Annotated in this window: 18 protein-coding genes; 9 read left to right on the top strand and 9 right to left on the bottom strand. The window is 44.0% G+C overall.

What is annotated here, in order from left to right:
• Positions 1-114: 114 nt before the first annotated feature.
• The 5 genes from secF to queA form a co-directional block, all read right to left on the bottom strand.
• Positions 115-1,062 (bottom strand): protein translocase subunit SecF, encoded by a 948-nt coding sequence (secF, locus tag KP803_RS04440; protein ID WP_248007626.1) that lies wholly within the window; start codon positions 1,060-1,062, stop codon positions 115-117.
• A gap of 14 nt (positions 1,063-1,076) precedes the next feature.
• The gene (gene secD / locus KP803_RS04435) at positions 1,077-2,933 is read right to left on the bottom strand and encodes a protein translocase subunit SecD (RefSeq protein WP_345791543.1); all 1,857 of its coding nucleotides are present in this window, start codon (positions 2,931-2,933) and stop codon (positions 1,077-1,079) included.
• 21 nt (positions 2,934-2,954) lie between these two features.
• On the bottom strand, positions 2,955-3,284 hold the full coding sequence (gene yajC, locus KP803_RS04430; protein ID WP_248007625.1) for a preprotein translocase subunit YajC: 330 nt from the start codon (positions 3,282-3,284) through the stop codon (positions 2,955-2,957).
• A 122-nt stretch (positions 3,285-3,406) separates the two neighbouring features.
• Positions 3,407-4,540, bottom strand: a complete 1,134-nt coding sequence (gene tgt, locus KP803_RS04425; protein ID WP_248007624.1) for a tRNA guanosine(34) transglycosylase Tgt — start codon at positions 4,538-4,540, stop codon at positions 3,407-3,409.
• A gap of 141 nt (positions 4,541-4,681) precedes the next feature.
• Positions 4,682-5,734, bottom strand: a complete 1,053-nt coding sequence (queA, locus tag KP803_RS04420; protein ID WP_248007764.1) for a tRNA preQ1(34) S-adenosylmethionine ribosyltransferase-isomerase QueA — start codon at positions 5,732-5,734, stop codon at positions 4,682-4,684.
• A 326-nt stretch (positions 5,735-6,060) separates the two neighbouring features.
• Between queA and KP803_RS04415 the strand changes: the two genes are divergently transcribed.
• Positions 6,061-6,504, top strand: coding sequence for a CBS domain-containing protein (locus KP803_RS04415; protein WP_248007623.1), 444 nt, complete (start codon positions 6,061-6,063; stop codon positions 6,502-6,504).
• A gap of 84 nt (positions 6,505-6,588) precedes the next feature.
• Positions 6,589-7,320, top strand: coding sequence for a dienelactone hydrolase family protein (locus KP803_RS04410; protein ID WP_248007622.1), 732 nt, complete (start codon positions 6,589-6,591; stop codon positions 7,318-7,320).
• A 152-nt stretch (positions 7,321-7,472) separates the two neighbouring features.
• Here the strand turns inward: KP803_RS04410 and aceA are convergent, their stop codons facing one another.
• The 3 genes from aceA to KP803_RS04395 form a co-directional block, all read right to left on the bottom strand.
• Positions 7,473-8,786 (bottom strand): isocitrate lyase, encoded by a 1,314-nt coding sequence (gene aceA, locus KP803_RS04405; RefSeq protein WP_248007621.1) that lies wholly within the window; start codon positions 8,784-8,786, stop codon positions 7,473-7,475.
• A 166-nt stretch (positions 8,787-8,952) separates the two neighbouring features.
• On the bottom strand, positions 8,953-10,593 hold the full coding sequence (gene aceB / locus KP803_RS04400) for a malate synthase A (protein WP_248007620.1): 1,641 nt from the start codon (positions 10,591-10,593) through the stop codon (positions 8,953-8,955).
• 697 nt (positions 10,594-11,290) lie between these two features.
• The gene (locus tag KP803_RS04395; RefSeq protein WP_248007619.1) at positions 11,291-12,715 is read right to left on the bottom strand and encodes a DUF1214 domain-containing protein; all 1,425 of its coding nucleotides are present in this window, start codon (positions 12,713-12,715) and stop codon (positions 11,291-11,293) included.
• A gap of 117 nt (positions 12,716-12,832) precedes the next feature.
• Here KP803_RS04395 and KP803_RS04390 point away from each other — a divergent pair, with 117 nt between their 5' ends.
• Complete coding sequence (locus tag KP803_RS04390; RefSeq protein WP_248007618.1) at positions 12,833-13,729, top strand: LysR family transcriptional regulator; 897 nt, start codon at positions 12,833-12,835, stop codon at positions 13,727-13,729.
• Positions 13,730-13,737: 8 nt separating this feature from the next.
• On the opposite strand, the gene KP803_RS04385 is transcribed toward KP803_RS04390, so the two are convergent.
• Complete coding sequence (locus KP803_RS04385; protein ID WP_248007617.1) at positions 13,738-14,643, bottom strand: hydrogen peroxide-inducible genes activator; 906 nt, start codon at positions 14,641-14,643, stop codon at positions 13,738-13,740.
• Positions 14,644-14,827: 184 nt separating this feature from the next.
• On the opposite strand from KP803_RS04385, the gene KP803_RS04380 reads away from it, so the two are divergent.
• The 6 genes from KP803_RS04380 to glpD all read left to right on the top strand — a co-directional run bounded on the left by KP803_RS04380 (position 14,828) and on the right by glpD (position 22,514).
• A complete protein-coding gene (locus tag KP803_RS04380) occupies positions 14,828-15,436 on the top strand; it encodes a peroxiredoxin C (protein ID WP_248007616.1) in 609 nt (202 codons plus the stop codon).
• Positions 15,437-15,887: 451 nt separating this feature from the next.
• Positions 15,888-16,919, top strand: a complete 1,032-nt coding sequence (gene dapD, locus KP803_RS04375; protein ID WP_248007615.1) for a 2,3,4,5-tetrahydropyridine-2,6-dicarboxylate N-succinyltransferase — start codon at positions 15,888-15,890, stop codon at positions 16,917-16,919.
• A 483-nt stretch (positions 16,920-17,402) separates the two neighbouring features.
• Positions 17,403-18,257 carry an MIP/aquaporin family protein gene (locus tag KP803_RS04370; protein WP_248007614.1) on the top strand — a complete coding sequence of 285 codons (855 nt, stop codon included), beginning with the start codon at positions 17,403-17,405 and terminating at the stop codon, positions 18,255-18,257.
• A 59-nt stretch (positions 18,258-18,316) separates the two neighbouring features.
• Positions 18,317-19,831 (top strand): glycerol kinase GlpK, encoded by a 1,515-nt coding sequence (gene glpK / locus KP803_RS04365; RefSeq protein WP_248007613.1) that lies wholly within the window; start codon positions 18,317-18,319, stop codon positions 19,829-19,831.
• A gap of 168 nt (positions 19,832-19,999) precedes the next feature.
• On the top strand, positions 20,000-20,782 hold the full coding sequence (locus KP803_RS04360; protein ID WP_248007612.1) for a DeoR/GlpR family transcriptional regulator: 783 nt from the start codon (positions 20,000-20,002) through the stop codon (positions 20,780-20,782).
• 178 nt (positions 20,783-20,960) lie between these two features.
• Positions 20,961-22,514: a glycerol-3-phosphate dehydrogenase gene (glpD, locus tag KP803_RS04355; RefSeq protein WP_248007611.1), complete on the top strand. Its 1,554-nt coding sequence runs from the start codon at positions 20,961-20,963 to the stop codon at positions 22,512-22,514.
• Positions 22,515-22,543 lie beyond the last annotated feature (29 nt).

Below are 22,543 nucleotides of genomic sequence, written 5' to 3'. Positions count from 1 at the left end.
TTCTATAAATCAGATCTCGAGCCACAAAAAAACCGCTAGTTTCCTAGCGGCTTTCATTCAGTCTTTCACAGCTAAGGTTTTAGCCGTGTTAACTTTAAGATATTAACAAACGCCTTATGGCATCTCGTCAAACTCTTCGCCTTCTTTCTCAACTTGAGGTGGCATTAGGTGCTCTTTCTGGATACCCAGTTTCAATGCTAGTGCTGATGCAACGTAGATTGAAGAGTAAGTACCGACAGTGATACCTAATAGCAACGCCAGTGCGAAACCGTGAATCATTGCGCCGCCTTGAGTAAACAGGGCAATAACTACGAATAGCGTCGTACCAGAGGTGATCAACGTACGACTCAATGTTTGAGTAATAGAGTTGTTCATAACCTCAGGTGGCTCGCCTTTACGCATCTTACGGAAATTTTCACGGATACGGTCAAATACAACGATGGTATCGTTGAGTGAGTATCCGACCACCGTCAGCAAGGCTGCGACAATGGTTAAATCCACTTCAATTTGCAGTAGCGAGAATATACCTAGCGTGATGATGACATCGTGCGCCAATGCGAATACCGCACCAGCCGCTAAACGCCATTCAAAACGAATCGACACATAGATCAAGATACAAATCAAAGAAGCAAGGATCGCAAGACCACCCGCTTCTGTTAGTTCATCACCCACATTCGGACCAACAAACTCGATACGACGCATCTCAACCGCTTCACCCGTACCGTCTTTAATTGCACCAATGATTTGGTTACCTAACGTTTCGTTCGCAATGCCATCACGAGGACGCAGACGAACCATAACATCACGTGCAGAACCAAAGTTCTGTACCGTTGCATCACCAAAGCCTTCCGCTTCAAGTGCACTACGGATGTCTTCTAGGTTAGCAGGCTGTTCAAAGCCCACTTCAATCAATGTACCGCCCGTGAAGTCTAGACCCCAGTTCAGCCATTTAGTAGACAGCGTAAAGATAGCCGCGCCAATCATAAATAATGAAAAGGCGAATGCGACTTTTGACCAACGCATAAAGTCGATCGTTTTATCTGCTTTTAGAATTTGAAACATAATAATTCCTAGCCTTAGATCGACAATTTATCGATACGCTTACCACCGTACAGTAGGTTAACCACACAACGTGTGCCTACAATCGCGGTAAACATAGAAGTCAAAATACCAATGGATAGCGTGACAGCGAAACCTTTAATCGCACCTGTACCCACAGCAAACAGAATGATTGCCGTAATTAAGGTGGTGATGTTCGCATCGGCGATGGTACTGAATGCATTTGAGTAACCTTGATGAATCGCTTGCTGAGGGTTTTTACCATCACGCAGCTCTTCACGAATACGCTCAAAGATCAGCACGTTTGCATCGACTGCCATACCAACGGTTAATACAATACCGGCGATACCTGGCAGCGTCATTGTCGCCCCTGGAATCATCGACATCACACCAATAATTAGAACCAAGTTAGCCATCAGTGCCATGTTTGCGATAAAGCCAAATTTACGGTAGTAGAACAACGTAAATAGCATTACAGCAACCATACCCCAAATCATCGCTTGGATACCCATATCAATGTTCTGTTGTCCCATCGATGGACCGATAGTACGCTCTTCAACAATTGAGATAGGCGCAATCAGGGCACCAGCACGAAGTAGAAGTGCTAGGTTGTGCGCTTCAGCGACAGAATCGATACCTGTGATGCGGAAGTTACGGCCAAGCGCAGTTTGAATCGTCGCTTGGTTAATCACTTCTTCATGCTTAGACAGAATCACACTGCCTTCAGGTGTCTTACGACCGCTGTCTTTGTACTCTGCAAATACGGTTGCCATCAGCTTACCGACATTTTGACGAGAGAACGTCGACATCTTGCTGCCACCTTCACTATCCAGTGAGATGTTTACCTGTGGACGACCATATTCATCAACGCTTGAGCTTGCATCAGTGATGTGAGCACCACCAAGAATAACGCGTTTCTTAACCACAACAGGGCGGCCATCACGGTTGGTCTTGATTTCGCTACCCGCTGGAGCACGACCGCTCGCAGCTGCTGAAAGATCAGCTTTATCATCAACTTCACGGAATTCTAACGTTGCTGTCGCACCAAGAATCTCTTTCGCACGAGCTGTGTCTTGAACACCTGGAAGCTCAACAACAATACGGCTTGCGCCTTGACGTTGAACCAGTGGCTCAGCCACACCCAGTTCATTTACACGATTACGTAAAATAGTGATGTTTTGCTCAACAGCATAGTTACGAATTTCAGTTAAACGAGCTTCATTAAACGTAGCAACTAGAGCAAATCGACCATTGCTTTCTGAATCAGAAAAGGTCATATCACGGTGTTTGTCAGCAAGCAGTCGTTTTGCACTTGCTAGCTGTTCTGCATCACGTAAAAGCACTTCCACTGAATCGCTCCCAGAAGGGCGAATTGAGCGGTAGCGAATACGTTCTTCACGCAGTTCACTACGGAATGCTTCTTCTTGTTGACCAACAAGCGTTTTCATTGCTGCGTCCATATCCACTTCCATTAAGAAGTGAACACCACCACGCAAATCAAGACCAAGCTTCATTGGTGCAGCACCAATTGACTCAAGCCAGTTTGGTGTAGCAGGCGCTAGGTTAAGGGCAACAATTTTGTCTTTACCGAGGGCTTCATTGACGATATCACGAGCCGTTAGCTGAGTATCTGTGTCATTGAAACGAACAAGTATTTGTCCATTCTCTAGAGCAATAGACTTATGGGAGAGACCCTGTTTTTCAAGGGCATTGGTGACGGAATCCAGCGTTGACAGATCAACAGAGGCGCCGCGCGCCCCTGTAACTTGAATAGCTGGATCTTCACCGTAAAGGTTTGGAAGCGCGTATAACGCGGCTGTAGCGATGGCAAAAATAACCATCAAATACTTCCATAACGGGTAACGGTTTAGCACAGCAAGATTCCTTTAGCTGTTTTATAGAGACTTCAGTGTACCCTTAGGTAACACAGCAGTAACGAAATCCTTCTTGATTACAACTTCATTGTTCGCGTTAAGCTCAATTGAGATGTAGTCGTTGTCTTCAGCGATTTTAGTGATTTTACCCACAAGACCACCGCTAGTGATAACTTCATCGCCTTTACCCATTGCAGCCATAAGATTCTTATGCTCTTTTACACGCTTAGCTTGCGGGCGGTAAATCATGAAGTAAAAGATTACTGCAAACATACCTAGCATGATAATCATTTCAAAACCACCACCTGCTGGTGCACCTTCTGCTGCTGCGTGAGCTTGAGAAATAAACATTAAGACGTCCTCTATATATTTTTTGTGTTAATTCAATGTAATTGGGGATCACCCCTTCGTTTTCAAGTCCTGAAGCCTTGGTTTACAAGTGCATTCAGGCCGAAAGCAAAAGGGTTTTGTAATTATTCGTTACCGAGTGGCGGCGCAGAGCGATCACGACGAGCGTAAAACTCTTCAACAAAGCTATCAAATCGATCTTCATCAATCGCCAAGCGAATGCTTTCCATTAAACGTTGGTAATAACGCAAGTTATGAATCGTATTTAATCGCGCACCTAGAATTTCGTTACAACGATCTAGGTGATGTAAATATGACTTTGAATAATTCTGGCAAGTGTAACAGTCACAGTGCGGATCTAGTGGTGTTGTATCGGTTTTATGTTTCGCATTACGGATCTTGATCACACCTCCGGTCACAAACAGGTGGCCGTTACGTGCATTTCGCGTAGGCATTACACAATCGAACATATCAATTCCGCGACGAACGCCTTCAACTAAGTCTTCAGGTTTGCCTACACCCATTAGGTAACGAGGCTTATCTTCTGGTAGTTGTGGGCACGTGTGCTCAAGAACGCGGTGCATGTCTTCTTTTGGTTCACCGACTGCTAAACCACCAACCGCATAACCGTCAAAACCAATATCAGTTAGTGCTTTTACAGATACATCACGCAAATCTTCGTAAACACCGCCTTGAACGATACCAAATAGAGAGTTTTGGTTCTCTTGGCGATCAAATTCATTACGGCTACGGTCAGCCCAACGGATAGAACGCTCCATTGAGATACGCGCTTCATCGTGCGTTGCTGGGTATGGCGTACATTCATCAAAAATCATAACAACGTCAGAGCCAAGATCGTATTGGATTTGCATAGATTTTTCTGCATCCATGAAGACCTTGTCGCCATTTACAGGGCTACGGAAGTGAACACCTTCTTCAGTGATTTTACGTGTCTTACCTAGGCTGAATACTTGGAAACCGCCTGAATCAGTCAGGATAGGACCTTTCCAATTCATAAAGTCATGCAAATCACCGTGTAATTTCATGATTTCTTGACCAGGGCGTAGCCATAGGTGGAAGGTGTTACCAAGAAGTATTTCAGCACCCGTGTCTTTTACTTCTTCTGGTGTCATCCCTTTAACCGTACCGTAGGTACCAACAGGCATAAATGCCGGTGTTTCAACCGTGCCACGTTCGAATTGCAGTTGGCCACGACGCGCGTTACCGTTAGTTTTTTTCAGTTCGTACTTTAATCTCACGAGAACTCCAATTTGCCAGAAAAACAGTCTGACTATTATTGATGGGCTTTCACCCTACAAGAGCGGTCGCGATTCCATGCGAAGTAAGAGCGCAGCTCTTTCTCTAGCGTACTGCTAGCACTCGTTAATCTTATTTTTTGTTTAAGCCGTCTTCTTATTGATAAACATAGAGTCGCCATAACTAAAGAAGCGGTAGTTGTTTTCAACAGCATGAGCATACGCTGCCATGGTGTTGTCATACCCTGCAAAAGCACTCACTAACATAATCAGTGTTGACTCGGGCAAGTGGAAATTAGTGACTAGGCAATCCACAAGCTGATACTCATAACCTGGGAAGATGAAGATTTCAGTATCGCCAAAGAAAGGAACAAGGTCAGTGCCTTTTTTCACAGCGTCTTGCGCGGCACTTTCTAGTGAACGAACTGACGTTGTACCGACAGCGATAATACGTCCACCACGAGCTTTCGTTTCAGCAATCGCATCAACCACTTCCTGCGGTACTTCAACATACTCAGCATGCATGTGGTGATCGTTAATATTGTCCACTTTCACAGGTTGGAATGTACCCGCTCCTACGTGCAGCGTGACGTAGGTAAACTCAACGCCTTTCTGTTTAATTTGAGCTAATAACTCATCATCAAAGTGCAGACCCGCTGTTGGCGCAGCAACAGCACCCGGTTTTTGGTTGTAAACCGTTTGGTAGCGCTCTTTATCGGCATCTTCATCAGGACGGTCGATATACGGCGGCAATGGCATGTGACCAACATCGTTTAATATATCGAGTACCGACTTATCATCGCTAAATTTAATTTCAAATAGCGCATCTTGCCTTGCGACCATTTCTGCTTGGTACTCATCATTCTCACCAAGGAACAATTTGGTACCCGGCTTTGGTGATTTAGAGCAGCGAACGTGCGCTAGAATGCTCTTTTCATCAAGCACGCGCTCAACAAGGACTTCTAATTTACCGCCAGACTCTTTACGACCAAAGATACGAGCCGGAATCACTCGGGTATTATTGAATACCATTAAATCCCCTGGCTTAACCAGATCAAGGATATCTTTAAATGAACGATCATTAAGTTCGCCATTCATGCCATCTAAATGCAGAAGGCGGCTTGCTGTACGCTCAGCTGTTGGATAGCGAGCAATCAGTTCGTCAGGGAGTTCAAAGTGAAAATCAGAAACTTGCATGTTAGTCGTCTTATCTAGTGAAAATCCGTGCTCAAAAATAGAGCCGTCAGCGAAAACCGTTACCATCATCGAGAAACACAGCTGTCAATAAAAACAGAACAATAAGCGATGGTTTTTTCGCAGCCGAACAGTATAGATTCCTTAGATTTAATAGCAAGTTTTGTCGCGTCTATAGCGATTTTTTTAGACTATATGCATCAAAAATAACATAGGTCAAAGTTACGTCCGATTCTTAAAAAAATACACGGCAAAACGAACTAGCTCCCAACTAAAATCTGGAAAAAAAACTATAGTCATAAAGTACAGCTAATAAGCAGGAGGCGAATATGATTAAAGTCGAAGACATGATGACCCGTAACCCTCATACACTGTTACGCTCTCATACACTGGCTGATGCAAAAAACATGATGGAGGCGCTTGATATTCGCCATATTCCAGTTGTCGATGCAGAACGAAAACTACTCGGTATCATCACCCAACGAGATGTACTGTCAGCGCAAGAATCAAGCTTACAAAAAGTACCTAGCGATCAGTCTTATACCCTATCCACACCACTGAATGATGTGATGCACACCAGTATCATGACGGTATCACCGTGCGCGGGATTAAAAGAAAGCGCAAAGTATATGCAAAAACATAAAGTGGGCTGTTTACCTATCGTGGAGAATGGCGAACTCGTTGGCATTATTACCGACAGTGATTTTGTTTCCATTGCCATTAACCTTCTTGAACTTCAGGAAGAGATAGAACCCGAAGAGATCGACAGCTAACCCAGTTAAGGATTAAATGTTTAATCTTTAAATGAAAATAGCTAATTCCCAACTACACTTGCTAAAGCAATCTAGGAGGGAATTATGCTGCGTCTAATCTTTATCCAATTATTGTTCATCGCCTCATCGGTATCAGCGGGCCAATCTATAACCTATGACGTTGACGGTCTATCGTATGAAGGTCATTGGTCAAAAGTGTCTGATAATGCGCCGCTCGTCTTACTTATTCATGACTGGGATGGGCTCACAGACTATGAAATAAAACGAGCAGAAATGCTCAATGATCTCGGATATAACGTTTTTGCCGCCGATCTCTTTGGTAAAGGCGTTCGCCCAACCAAAGTGGAAGACAAAAAACAGCACACAGGTGAACTCTATAAAGACCGTGTTAAGTTAAGAACGCTAATGCAAGCTAGCTTAAATCAAGCAGCTACTTTAGGAGGAGATAAAACCAACACGGTTGTGATGGGTTACTGTTTTGGCGGAGCGGCGGTTCTGGAATCAGCAAGGGCAGGAATGGAAGCGAAAGGCTTTGTAACATTTCATGGCGGTTTAGCGACACCCGAAGGGCAATCTTATGAAAACACGTCAGCCCCACTTCTGATACTTCATGGTAGCGCAGACAAAGCAATTTCAATGCAGCAATTTGCTGACTTGGCCGTTGAGCTAGAAAACGCAGGTATCTCTCATGAAATGATCAGTTATGGAGGCGCACCTCACGCCTTCACAGTCTTCGGCTCTGAGCGTTATAGAGAACAGGCAGATAAAGACTCATGGCAAGCCTTCACTCGATTCCTGTCACAAACTACTCTATAAAGGTTCTAGCAACCCATTAAATCAACAAAGGTTCAACGGAAATTGAGCCAGTTTTAAACTATAAAAACAAAAAAGAGCAGCCTAGAATTAGGCTGCTCAAACAGTGTTACATCGTTATTATAATGACGCTTTTGTAGTGGATTGGGGGCTTGTTATTTAAACTGCTCTTCTTCCGTTGACCCTGTTAGTGCCGTTACTGATGAGTTACCGCCTTGAATCGTATTGGTCATACGATCAAAGTAACCAGTACCTACTTCTTGTTGGTGAGCCACGAACGTATAGCCTTTATCTGCCGCTTCAAATTCAGGGCGCTGAACTTTCTCAACATAGTGACGCATCCCTTCACCTTGTGCATAAGAGTGTGCTAGTTCAAACATGTTGTACCACATGTTATGAATGCCCGCTAAAGTAATGAATTGGTACTTGTAGCCCATGTCCGACAGCTCTTGCTGGAACTTAGCAATGGTCTCTGAGTCTAGGTTTTTCTCCCAGTTAAATGATGGAGAACAGTTATACGCTAGCAGCTGATCTGGGTACTTAGCATGGATCGCTTCAGCAAATTTACGCGCTTCTTCTAAACAAGGTGTCGCCGTCTCACACCAGATTAAATCAGCATAAGGAGCATAAGCTAGACCACGAGAAATCGCTTGATTGATGCCCGCATCCACTTTGTAAAAACCTTCAGCTGTACGCTCACCTTGGATGAAGTCGCTATCATAAGGGTCACAGTCAGATGTCAGTAGGTCAGCAGCGTTTGCATCGGTACGCGCAATCACTAGTGTTGTTGTACCAGCTACATCAGCCGCAAGACGAGCAGCTGTGAGCTTTTGTACCGCTTCTTGTGTTGGAACCAGTACCTTACCGCCCATGTGGCCGCATTTTTTCACTGATGCTAGTTGATCTTCAAAGTGAACACCCGCCGCACCAGATTCAATCATGTTTTTCATTAGTTCGTACGCGTTCAAAACACCACCAAAACCAGCTTCCGCATCAGCAACGATTGGTAGAAAATAATCTAGACCAGCTTCATCTTGGGGAGTAATGCCTGCCGACCACTGAATTTGGTCAGCACGTCGGAACGAATTATTAATACGTTTCACAACTGATGGCACTGAGTCCACTGGGTAAAGTGATTGGTCTGGATACATGGTTGACGCGGTATTATTATCCGCCGCCACCTGCCAACCTGAAAGATAAATGGCTTCAATGCCCGCTTTCGCTTGCTGCACCGCTTGACCACCCGTTAGCGCACCCAAACAATTCACGTAACCTTTTTTAGCGTCACCATTGACCAATGACCACAGCTTATCCGCACCACGTTGTGCAAGTGTATTGGCAGGGACAACTGAACCACGAAGATCAACCACCTCTTCTGCTGTATAAGTACGCTTAACATTTTTCCAGCGTGGATTAGTTGCCCAGTCTTTTTCTAGAGCTTCGATTTGTTGGCGTCGAGTTAATGTCATGGTGTTTCCCTCTTAAGTAGTGCGCTATGTGTTTACTCTCTGGTGAACGACACGCGCATTGGTCTTCCATTTCGTAGCAGTGCTAATTATTTACGGTAAGCAGCTCCGCGTCCGAAGGTTGATTTCACGTTATTGGTTTTTCTAGTTAATCTTGTTCAAGTTTTACTTAGTCCAAGTAGTCATAACCTGGAACGGTTAAGAAATCGGTCAGTTCATCACTGGTGGTCAATTTGGCCATCAATTTCGAAGCTTCATCAAAACGTCCGCTGTTGAATCTGTCTTCTCCCACCTCTTGCTTCACAACTTCAATTTCTTCAGCGAGATACTCTTCAAACAAAGCTTTAGTGACGGTTTGTCCGTTATCTAAATCTTTACCGTGTTTAATCCACTGCCAGATGGAAGCGCGAGATATTTCTGCGGTTGCCGCATCTTCCATCATTCCGTAAATAGGTACACAGCCATTGCCAGAGATCCATGCTTCGATGTATTGCAGCGCCACACGGATGTTATGTCGCATGCCTTTTTCGGTTCGTTCACCAGAACAAGGCTCAAGCAGTTCTTTCGCGGTAATAGGCGCATCATCACTTCGAGAGATATCTAATTGGTTGATACGCTCACCAAACTTGGCATCGAATACTTCGAGCGCTGTATCAGCAAGGCCCGGATGCGCCACCCAAGTACCATCGTGTCCATTATTCGCTTCAAGCGATTTATCGTGTTGGATCTTATCGAGTACTTGTTGGTTCGCGACCGGATCTTTTGCTGGGATAAAGGCGGCCATCCCTCCCATTGCAAAAGCGCCTCGCTGATGACAGGTTCTCACTAGCAATCTTGAATAAGCATTTAAGAAAGACTTCTCCATAGTCACAACTTGTCTATCAGGCAGGATGCGGTCAGGGTAGTTCTTAAGTGTTTTAATGTAGCTGAAGATGTAATCCCAGCGGCCACAGTTGAGACCAACGATATGCTCTTTCATCGCGAACAATATTTCATTCATCTCAAACACAGCAGGTAAGGTTTCAATTAGCACCGTGGCTTTGATGGTTCCGGTATCTAAACCGAAGTACTCTTCCGTAAAGTGGAACACGTCGCTCCACCACTTCGCTTCATTATGTGATTGAAGCTTTGGAATATAAAAATAAGGGCCACTGCCTTTAGCTAGTAAGACTTTGTAGTTATTAAAGAAATACAGAGCAAAATCAAATAGCGCTCCAGGAATTACCTCTCCATTAAAGCTAACGTGTTTCTCTGTTAAATGCAGGCCACGTACGCGACAGATTAGTGTTGCGGGATCGTCTGTGAGTTGATAATGCTTGCCATTACTTGGGTTGGTGTAGCTGATACTTCCATTAATCGCATCACGCAAATTAACTTGTCCATCAAGCACCTTGCCCCAAGCCGGTGACATGGAATCTTCAAAGTCAGCCATGAATACTTTTACGTTGGCATTCAGAGCATTAATCACCATCTTACGATCAGTTGGTCCAGTAATTTCAACACGGCGATCTTGAAGATCACTAGGAATACCTAATATCTTCCAGCTGCCTTCTCGGATATCTTGCGTATCCTCTTGAAAGTCGGGCAGTTCGCCTTGATCGATTTTTTGCTGACGCTGTTGGCGAGCAACAAGCAAACTATCAACTCTCTTGGCGAACTTCCCACACAACTCAGATAAAAGGGTTTGGGCTTCAACAGGGAAAATAGATTGATGCTCAGGTAGAACTTCACTCAACACTTCAAGCAGGCCTTCTTGGGTTTCAGTATTCGTATTCTGTTTCTGTCTTTTTTCTGAAACTGGAGCAAGCATATTTCTCTTCCTTAAAACTTTTATTATTCGATGTCAGTTAATCCATCAATCCAAAACTCAAACCACCTTTTGTAACTTTAAAACCACAAAATAACATTACTTATATTTTTGGTTTTCTCTCGTTTCTTGGGCTTCCTTGTCTATACCTTCACTTAGAAAGAACTGTTTTTCAAGGCTTAACAAACTAGACATAAGTCTTATAAACCCTTACCAAGCTGTTATTTAACTTACATCAAACCAACATGGAGCAACAGCTCTAAAGTTAACAAAAAGTTAAATTCGAAGTTTTATCCCGTTTGAAACAAGTGATTGATTTTTGCACTCAACGTGTAAGTTATTACGTAATTTAATTACAACCAAATTTACAGGAAAATACGTTTAAAACGGGTGTATGAAATCGCCTAACCCGAAGGAAAGCCTTGTTACATAAGTGCGGAGAGGGGATGACGAGGAACAATTAAACGTTGCCATTAGTTTGATATGTAAAATTAACATTGTGAAGTTTCACAATGTTATGAAAGGTTCAGAAATAAAAGCCTGTAAAATTTTACAAGTTAAAGTTAACTATCAGAATAATATTCTGCAAATAACACAAAACACAGTGCGCATTTAGGTAGGATAAAGAAAAAAAAGAGCTACGACCAAACTCTATGGTAGTAGCTACATTTTTTTTCCTTTAGAGGATTGCGTTGAAAAACTACTGACAAGCGACTTTTTCGATATTAGGTAGCACCCAACTCTTATCGTACCAAGCGTCTGTTGGGCCGTAGATTCTAAAGTATGGGAAAAAACCCTCATTGTCATTGGTTTGAATAGAGTTGGTATCCGTGCCTGCATTCATCCCCCAATGGAGAGTGTAAGAGCCATCTTGGTTTTGCACCAGATCTTCCATGTAGCTATTTACTCCCCACTGAAACTGCTCATTCTGTATCATTGAACGCTCTGTAGCATTATAGGTGACCAATGACCAGAAGTTGCTATAAGGTACGTTTGCTGGAACATTAAGCTCGTAACAGTTAGACCCGTTTAAATAATTTCCATCGCTATCTTTATACGCAGCCACATATATCGCACCTGCTCCTTTTGGTGGGCGAGTCATGGCAGCAGAAGTAAAGGTGGCTTGATGAGACCAAACCATTTGCGCGACAGGGTCAATCATATCAAACGACGCATGAGTCCAATTCTCATCGATTGTTGTATTTGGTAAAGCCCAGTTGCTGTCCTGCCATCGATAAGCAGTCGCCTCTCGATTGTTAAATGACATAGTAAGCACTCGTTGCCATGCCGTATCAATCGCTTGCTCTAGAAGTTTTGGGTCAACGGTGCCATCGAAAAAACCTGCATGATATAAATGTGCTGTATTATAGTGATGCTTCTCTTCATTGTAGCCATTAAGCTCATAATAGGATTTAATCAATTTAGGGATATCACTATCCTGAAATAACATATCTTGAAAGCCACCGTCATCATAAACAGGCGCGGATGTGTTATAAAACGTCGTTTCAGGTGGGTTGTCTATATCGTTCAACGAATAGGTACGAATACCCTGTTGAAGATCTTTTACTGCTCCTGCCATGCCGTCTTCTTTTTGAAAGCCTCGAATCAGCCAGACAATAGTGTTACTAGGTGACGGTGAGTGAATCATGCCCTCCGGAACTTCCCCTTCCCAGCTTGGACTGGTCAGCAAATACGTTGCACCCACACCTTGATCTGGACCGGTTAAGCCAAAATCAGCGAACGAAGTCCAACCGGGGCCATTCGCCATGCCCATCACACCTGCTGGGACCTCCAATACGACAGCGCCCCCTTGAGCATCAAGATTAACAGGGTGAACCGCATAGATAGTTTCAGAATTAGCAGTAAGTACAATCTGCCTTGGATCAACGGACGTCTCCATTATCCCTATATTTTGCTCGGTAGACCCAGAATCTAAATAGGAATGGTAAAGTGACATAAACGCCGCTTCAGGTTGCAAATCTGTAAATGCTCGAGTCAAATTTTCTAGATCCATCTGTGCATAAACAGCATTTGTGTCTTGAGTTGGATAGCCAGCCGGAGCTTCTGCCGCCATAACATTGACTGATAACGCTGCTATCGCCGCTGCAAGTAGTGTCTTTTTCATAATATTACCTTTTGATAACTTAACAATTTACTCGACGACAGCTCGCTAGGTTCTTGCTGTTATGTCGAAAACAGAGCTATGATAATTTGAATTACTGGATAGTGAGGAAATACAGACTTGAACAAAAGGAAACTAGATGTTGATTTAAACCTACTGCGAATAGTTGTTTTGATGTATGAATTGAAGTCTTTGAAAGCTGTAGGAAGAAAACTTGGCCGGACCGATAGCGCGATCAGTAAATCACTTGCTAAAGCCAGCGAAGCTCTGGGAAAGACACTCTTTGTTCGTTCTTCAGAGGGTTTAATACCTACCCACTACACACGAAGTATTTACCCTAAGCTAAAGGGCGCACTAGCACTGGTTCATGAAGCCCTAGAATTTGACGACTTTGAACCGTCCAGTTACACCGCACCAATACATATCTCAATGCTAGCGCAACCGATGGCTAAGTATGGCGCAGAAATATTGGCGCGAATGCGAAGTCTCTTCCCAAGTTCCCAAGTTGAAATGAGTACTTGGAACAACCAAACTCCGAAAAACCTAATAGAAGATGAGATAGATATTGGCTTATATGCTATGTCATCAAACCTATCTGCAGACGTATACCAACGGACAATTATTGATGACACACTAACGGTTGTGATTGGAAGTAAACACAAAAGTGCTCACTGGAAAGCAATAAGACACTGGCCATTTATTTTTACTCGAACACCCGGTTGGAATGATGAGAAGTTCAAATTCAGTAGCCAGTTTGATTCATTAAAAATCGATGTGTTTACTCCTTTCATTGTCGATGACATCAGCACATGTATTAACTTACTTCAGCAAGGTAAATTTGCAGCGCCGTATTCAAGGCAGTGCATGCTTGAAAACATGCAAGAAGTGGATGTTCCCAACAGTGCTCTGATCCCTATAAAGTTGGTTAGTTGCTGCAAATTAGGCAAACGAGACGCCCCTTTGCAGCAAATTCTCCACCAAGAGATTGCATCGATAGTGAAAGAGAGCGCACTCTAAATAAATGGTTAAAGTAACTCAGAAACCACATCGGCTAACTGATTAAATGTCTTCGTTCGAGATGAACTAGGACGCCATACAAGTCCAATATTGCGATAGGCTTGTTGCCCGGGAGGATCAATAACAACGAGATTCTGGTTTTCTAACAAGCCGTGTTCAATCGCCATTTGAGGAATAAAGGTCGTTCCGAGCCCGTTTGCCACCATTTGTACTAAGGTATGCAAGCTCGTTGCACTAAACGGATTGATCTTCTCTTTATCTGTTAACTTACAGGCTGAAACGGCGTGCTCAGTTAAGCAGTGCTCTTTCTCTAGTAGGAAGACCGATTCATTGGGTAAATCATCGTAGCGAATAGGCACGCGAATCGCATCAGCTTGATTGCGACTTATGACCATTCTAAATGGATCTTGCCCTACTATTTTACTGTGCATGCCATCAATATCGACCGGCAACGCGAGAATAAGAACATCAAGCTCACCATGACGAAGCGCCGCTAAAAGGTTTGTTGTGGTGTCTTCTCTTAATAGCAAATTCAGGTGCGGGAAGCTTCTATTAACCTCTTGAACCAAATCACATAGCAAGAATGGCGCAATAGTAGGAATACAGCCTACTTTTAATTGCCCCTGCATTTTATCTCCATGACACAAATGACCTAGCTCAACGAGATCTTGCCCTTTGGCGAGTAGCTCACGTCCCTGCTCGACAACCATCTCCCCCGCCAGAGTAAAGACGAGTGGACTCTTTTTGTCTTTCTTCTCATATAAAGGGCACCCAATTAGCTCTTCAAGGTTTTGAATGCCTTTACTCAGTGTAGATTGACTGACAAAACACTTCTCAGCCGCATCACTAAAGTGACGAGTTTCATGTAGTGTGACGAGATAATGAAGCTGCTTCAAACTTGGCCATTTATTCATAATGCAATCAATAGTTTCTCTGTTAACATTGACGACGATGATTGCTTATTAATCATCGTTTTTTTCGATTAAGTTAATCTATTTAATTCGCTTTTTTCTATAGTAACTTTTGTACTATAGTTTGTCGCGTAGAAACGAAAGCCCAAGCAACGATGTTTGGAACTCAAATTTTAGGAGAATCAAAATGGTACTAGTAGGACGTCAAGCCCCTGACTTTACAGCTGCAGCAGTTCTAGGTAACGGTGAGATCGTAGATAACTTCAACTTTGCTGAATTTACTAAAGGTAAAAAAGCAGTTGTATTCTTCTACCCACTAGACTTCACATTCGTTTGTCCTTCAGAGCTTATCGCTTTTGATAACCGTCTAGCTGATTTCCAAGCTAAAGGCGTTGAAGTAATCGGCGTTTCAATCGATTCTCAATTCTCACACAACGCATGGCGTAACACTGCTATCGAAGATGGCGGTATCGGTCAAGTTAAGTACCCACTAGTTGCTGATGTTAAGCACGAAATCTGTAAAGCATATGATGTTGAGCACCCAGAAGCAGGCGTTGCTTTCCGTGGTTCTTTCCTAATCGATGCTGACGGTCTTGTACGTCACCAAGTAGTTAACGATCTTCCACTAGGTCGTAACATCGACGAAATGCTACGCATGGTAGACGCACTAAACTTCCACGAGAAGAACGGTGAAGTTTGTCCTGCACAATGGGAAGAAGGCAAAGCAGGTATGGACGCTTCACCAACAGGTGTTGCAGCGTTCCTATCTGAGCACGCTGAAGACCTAAGCAAGTAGTTGGCTCGGTCTCTCTAACTGCCTAGATATGAATTTAGGCTGTTAGAAAAACACCTGCGCTCAAACAGGTGAATGGTTGGACTCTCTATAAAGAGAACATATAAAGCTAAAAGCTATAGCGCAAAGCGCACGCCAATCAGTTATAAGTAAAGTCTTAATCAAAACCCAAAGCATTGCTTTGGGTTTTCTTTTATCTGCAAACAAACTTAACCCACATCTATACCCGAAGTAATTGGGACGATTAAATGCAGTTAACAAAGCTGCACCTTCAGTATGATGGGTATATTTCTTATTGGACGAACATATCTCTAATAAGACAAGACATATCGGTTTACAGACTTTCTCTTCTTTAGGGCTTTTAACTCTGTAACCCACTCACTATGATGGACTACATCAAATTTAGAGCTAAGGCTGATTCTTGGTTCAAACAATTAAACGCATGGAGAACACTATGGCTAACTTTGCAATTGCCTTTGGTACAGCAACAAAAAATCGTGACGGAAAAATCATTGAAGCATTTTTCCCAAGCCCTGTACTTAACCCAAGTGACGCACTAATCAACGCGGTTACTGCTGTCTCTGACTACGAGCAAGGCAATCAAGCTGTTGAAGTTTCTTCTGAGCAGTGTGTTGAACTTGCAACAGCATTCGCAGCAGCAGGCGATATCGCTAACGCCTCTTTTGCGGAAAAAGCGGTTTCTTCAGAGCAACCTCTGGTTCTTGTTGTTCTCGCTACTGACGAGAAACCTCAGTCAGTTGCTGAAGGTTTCCTAAAACTGCAACTTATCTCTAACCGCCTAGTTCAACCACACGGTACAGTACTAGACGGAATCTTTGGCCTACTGCACAACATCGCGTGGACAAATGAAGGCCCTATCGATCTTCCAGAGCTGGCTGAGCGTCAAATTGAAGCTCGCCTAGCGGGTCGCGCACTAAGCGTTGATTGCGTAGACAAGTTCCCTAAAATGGTAGACTACGTGGTACCAACAGGTATTCGTATTGCTGATACATCTCGTGTACGTCTTGGCGCTCATGTGGGTGAAGGCACAACCGTTATGCACGAAGGTTTCATCAACTTCAATGCAGGTACAACTGGCGTAAGCATGGTTGAAGGTCGTATCTCAGCAGGTGTTGTTGTCGGTAACGGTTCAGACATCGGTGGTGGCGCTTCAATCATGGGTACACTGTCTGGTGGCGGTACTATGGTTATCTCTATCGGGGAGAACTGCCTACTTGGTGCAAACGCTGGTCTTGGTTTCCCAATGGGCAATCGTTGTACGATTGAGTCTGGTCTATACGTGACTGCGGGTACGAAAGTTCGCATGCTTGATAAAGAAGGCAACGAAGTAGAAATCATTAAAGCTCGCGACCTAGCTGGTGTTTCTGATCTTCTATTCCGTCGCAACTCAGTGACTGGTCAAATTGAATGTCTTGCAAACAAATCAGCAGTTGAGCTTAACTCTGAGCTTCACAGCAACAACTAATTAGTACTTAACTAATTTGAATGATAAAGCAGCCTCTTTAGTTATCTAGAAACTGAGCGGCTGTTTTTGTTTTCAACATCCTTTACATTCCATCGCTTACTTTCACTATTATCACAAGCAACGATCGAGCACTATTTCCTCACACCTGCACACCTTCACATATTTTCACGATTACTCCTCTTACCAGTTGATGCCCTTTCTAGTTCAGCGTTAATGTCTGCACTCTTAATAGATTCACCTTACTAACTACGTTATACGATCGAGTAAATGTTCGTTTAACATTCAAACGATCATTCCTTTTCATTCAAATCACCCTGACCAGCTTGGTAATTACAAAATTATGCGCTATTTAACAAATAATTTGCGCATTATTAACAAAACCACGTTCAAACGCTCACTTATGATGAGTGTTTGTTTTCGAATTGTTTTATACATGTAAGATAACCACCTGAACACGGACATAGGACAATAAGGAGTCTTTAAATGACAAATAACAAACATCCATCCCTGCTTGGTGAATGCATTGCTGAGTTCATTGGTACAGGTCTACTGATTTTTTTTGGTGTAGGCTGTGTTGCTGCGTTGGTTCTCACAGGTGCTGAATTTGGTCAGTGGGAAATTAGTATCATGTGGGGTCTTGGCGTTGCCATTGCGATCTATTGTACGGCAGGCGTTTCTGGTGCACATATTAATCCAGCCGTTACCATTGCGCTTGCTGCATTTCATGGCTTTGATAAGGCGAAGGTTATCCCTTATATCATCGCTCAAATGCTAGGGGCATTTTGTTCAGCCGCTCTGGTATATAGCCTCTACAGCAATCTATTCACAGACTATGAAATTGCTCATAACTTTGTACGTAGTAGCCAAGATGCGCTTGCTACGGCTGGAATATTTTCGACATACCCACACGCTTCACTCTCTTTTCTTGGTGCTTTTTCTGTGGAGTTTGTCATTACTGCGGTACTAATGTTTGTTATTTTGGCACTAGGTGATGAAAATAACGGAGCGTCTCGCGGCGCGATGAATCCTCTGCTGATTGGTATTCTCATCGCAGTGATTGGTGGCTCTCTGGGTCCACTAACTGGCTTTGCTATGAATCCTGCACGAGACTTTGGGCCTAAGCTATTCGCCTACTTTGCAGGATGGGATTATGCATTAACAGGGGCGAAGGATATTCCTTACTTCATCGTACCCATTCTTGCCCCAATCGCAGGTGCCTGTTTTGGTGGCTGGCTATACCCGAAAGTCATCGCCAACCACCTACCCGTTGAAGGGCAAGGTTGCACGATTCCAAACCAATGCGACAACGAAGACGATGCCAAAGAAGCTCGAGCTTAAGAACAAAAAAACCTCTACATTAACTAAAATAAATATAACGAAACAAAAGGATTCTTATTATGACCGAACAGTACATTGTTGCCCTAGACCAAGGTACAACAAGCTCTCGCGCCGTAATTCTCGATCATGATGCAAATATTGTCAGCGTATCGCAGCGTGAATTTACCCAAATCTACCCACAAGCAGGATGGGTTGAGCACGACCCTCTCGAAATTTGGGCAACTCAGAGCTCTACTTTGGTTGAAGTATTAGGAAAATCCGGTATTCGTAGCGACCAAATTGCGGGCATCGGTATTACTAACCAACGTGAAACCACCATAGTTTGGAATAAAGAGACCGGCAAGCCAGTTTACAACGCCATCGTATGGCAATGTCGCCGTACCGCTGAGATCTGTGAAGATCTTAAACAACGAGGCTTAGAAGAGTACGTTCGCGAAAATACCGGCTTAGTTCTAGACCCATACTTCTCAGGCACCAAAGTAAAATGGATTCTAGATAACGTTGAAGGTGCTAGTGAAGATGCAGAAGCTGGAAAACTGCTATTTGGTACGGTTGATACCTGGCTCGTGTGGAAAATGACTCAAGGACGCGTACACGTTACCGACTACACCAATGCTTCAAGAACAATGTTATTTAACATCAACAAATTAGAGTGGGATAAAAAAATGCTCGAAGAGCTAACTATCCCTGAGTCTATGATGCCAGAAGTACGACGTTCATCAGAAGTCTACGGCGAAACCAACATTGGTGGTAAAGGCGGAACACGTATCCCAATTGCTGGTATTGCGGGCGATCAACAAGCGGCGCTGTACGGGCAAATGTGTGTTGAAGCAGGCCAAGCCAAGAACACTTACGGCACTGGCTGTTTCTTATTAATGAATACAGGCCAAGAAAAAGTAACCTCAAGAAATGGCCTACTTACCACTCTGGCATGTGGACCAAAAGGCGAACCCGCATACGCGTTAGAAGGCGCTGTATTCATGGGTGGTGCATCAATTCAATGGCTCCGCGACGAAATGAAGCTGCTTGCTGATGCTAAAGACTCTGAGTACTTTGCAACAAAAGTGGACTCCTCAAATGGCGTTTACGTGGTGCCAGCCTTTACTGGTTTGGGCGCGCCTTACTGGGATGCTTACGCTCGCGGTACCATTGTTGGGCTGACTCGTGGTGTAAACTCTAATCACATCATTCGCGCTACTTTAGAAGGTATTGCCTACCAAACACGTGACGTACTCGATGCAATGCAAGCCGACTCGGGTATTAATCTATCAGCATTAAAAGTAGATGGTGGTGCGGTCGCCAATAACTTCCTGATGCAGTTCCAATCAGATGTACTGGATACAGAAGTTCATCGCCCAGAAGTGACCGAAGTCACTGCACTTGGCGCTGCTTATCTCGCTGGCTTAGCCGTTGGTTTTTGGGACAGTGTTGACGAGCTAGCGGATAAAGCGGTGCTGGATCGTAGCTTTGTTCCTCACCATGATGAAGAGAAACGAGCGCGACGCTATAAAGGTTGGAAACGTGCAGTAAAATGTGCTCAAACCTGGGCAGAGTTGCGCGATAACGAAGATTAAATATTCGTTTGGATCAAAAAGAGTGCGTTCTTCGCGCTCTTTTTTGTGCCTTGCGCCCGACTCCCACCAATACAGCCTTCTCAGCACGCTCACTTTAACGCACAATAGCCCTAATTAGATTCTCGATTGCGTTTTCGAACGCGTATTCAGGGTATTAGGGAGTAATAGGTGAAGCAAATACCAAGACATCAACAAATTATTGAGCTGGTCTTAAAGCAGGGGTATGTGAGTACAGACGAGCTAGTAGAACAATTTAATGTAAGCCCTCAAACCATCAGACGTGATCTCAATGAACTGGCTGATGAGAATAAAATCAGACGCTATCATGGTGGAGCAACCGTACCTCTGAGCTCTGAAAACACCTCTTATGACACGCGTAAAGAGACTAACTTCAACGAAAAAGATGTGATTGCCGATGAGCTCGTCAAACATATCCCTGATGGAGCCACGCTGTTTATCGATATTGGCACCACCCCTGAATCTGTCGCCAAAGCACTCAATAAAAATCATAAGCAGCTTCGTGTTGTCACAAACAACATAAATGTGGCCAGCATTTTACTGCCAAACCCAGAGTTTCGAGTCATCCTTGCAGGCGGTGAAGTTCGCAACCGCGATGGCGGAATAGTGGGTGAAGCGACCCTGGATTTCGTGAAACAGTTTCGCTTAGACTTTGGCATATTAGGCATCAGTGGTATCGACTACGATGGCTCACTGCTTGATTTTGACTACCATGAAGTGCGTGTAAAACAAGCGATCATTGATAACAGCCGTAGTGTTTTCTTAGCCGTTGACCATACTAAGTTCGGTCGAAATGCGATGGTGAAACTGGGGAATATCTCCCAGCTCGATATGATCTTTACCGATAAGCAGCCGCCTAAAGAGATCACAGCAATACTCAAAGAAAATGCCATTCCTGTCGAAGTCGTTAATAAAGAGCTTGCTACAATCTAATTTCGAACCCGCTCATAAATCGCCTTTCCAAGCCTCTAGTTCGGTAACTAGAGGCTTTTTTATGCTCAAATCACAAAAAACACGCATAAACGAAAATAATAAGTGACCACATACGAAACCTAAGTTACGCTTAAATCATGTTCTAATATGTTCGTTCGCGCACAAGGGAAAATGATTTATGGGTATTCAACACACATCGGCTAGTACAGAGTCCACGCTAGATATGATTATTATTGGTGGCGGAATCAATGGTGCTGGCATTGCAGCGGATGCTGCTGGGCGCGGTTTATCCGTTGGTATTTACGAAGCCAATGACTTTGCATCTGCCACCTCTTCGGCTAGCTCAAAGTTAATCCACGGTGGTTTACGATACCTTGAACACTATGAGTTTCGATTAGTGTCTGAAGCATTAGCGGAACGAGAAGTGATCTTAAGAAAAGCCCCCCATGTTGCCTTACCTATGCGTTTTCGCCTTCCACACCGCCCATTTTTACGACCAGCCTGGATGATTCGCTGTGGGCTGTTTCTCTACGACAACTTGGGAAAACGAACCACATTGCCAGCAAGTAAAGGGGTTGATCTGAAAAAATCGGGACTACTAAAACCAGAAATCACCAAAGGTTTTGAATACTCTGACTGTTGGGTTGATGATGCGCGTTTGGTGCTGCTCAATATTCTGGCTGCGAAAGAGAACAACGCTGAGGTTCGCAATTATTGCAAAGTGGAATCCGCAGAGCGAAAAGATGGGATCTGGCACGTTACTGTTTTAGATATCACTACAAATACCCGTTTTGAGCGTAAAGCCAAAACACTCATTAATGCCGCAGGACCATGGGTAAAACAGTTCTTTGACGATGGGTTAGAGCAAGCCTCTCCGAGAAATATTCGTTTGATTAAAGGATCGCATATTGTCGTTCCACGCATTCACAACGAGCCCCAAGCGTACATTTTGCAAAACCAAGATAACCGTATTGTATTTGCTATTCCGTACCTAGATAAGTTCTCCATCATTGGTACGACCGATATGGAATATCAAGGAGATCCTCGTAACGTAGAGATCTCAGACCAAGAAGTGGACTACCTGATCGATATTGTTAATCAGCACTTTGTCCACCAGCTATCAAAAGAGGACGTGGTATGGACCTACAGCGGAGTGAGACCTCTTTGCGATGACGAATCAGACTCACCGCAAGCGATCACTCGTGACTATACGCTAGAACTCGATGCTAAAGGCGGGCAAGCGCCGCTGTTATCCATCTTTGGTGGCAAGCTCACGACCTATCGAAAACTCGGTGAAGCAGCGCTCGATAAGCTAAAACCTTACTTAAACGGTATGGGAGAAAAATGGACAGCAACACATGCCCTACCCGGCGGTAATTTCAGTTGCAGCCGAGAGCAGCTAGCTAAAACTATTCACGCTCAGTATCCGTGGTTAGCTGAAGCACTGATTTTACGTTACGTGACGCAGTTCGGAACCTATACGTGGCAACTACTGGAAGGCAAGCACGACCAACAAAGTCTCGGCGCTAAGTTTTCTGAAGGTGGGCATGGCGTCTATCAGTGTGAGATAGAGTACCTGATTGAGCAAGAGCTCGCCTGTACCTCTGAAGATATCCTATGGCGTCGCACCAAATTAGGCCTCTACCTCGATGAAGAGGAAAAACACGCTATCGAACATTTCGTCGAAGAGCGCGCCAACCAAGAAATTGTGCAGCTATCACAAGTGGGCTAAAGCCATAAACGGAACTTAAAAAAAAAGGC

This window comes from Vibrio amylolyticus (genome assembly GCF_023145695.1).
Lineage (GTDB): Bacteria > Pseudomonadota > Gammaproteobacteria > Enterobacterales > Vibrionaceae > Vibrio > Vibrio amylolyticus.
This window is presented reverse-complemented; position numbering and strand designations above follow the sequence as displayed.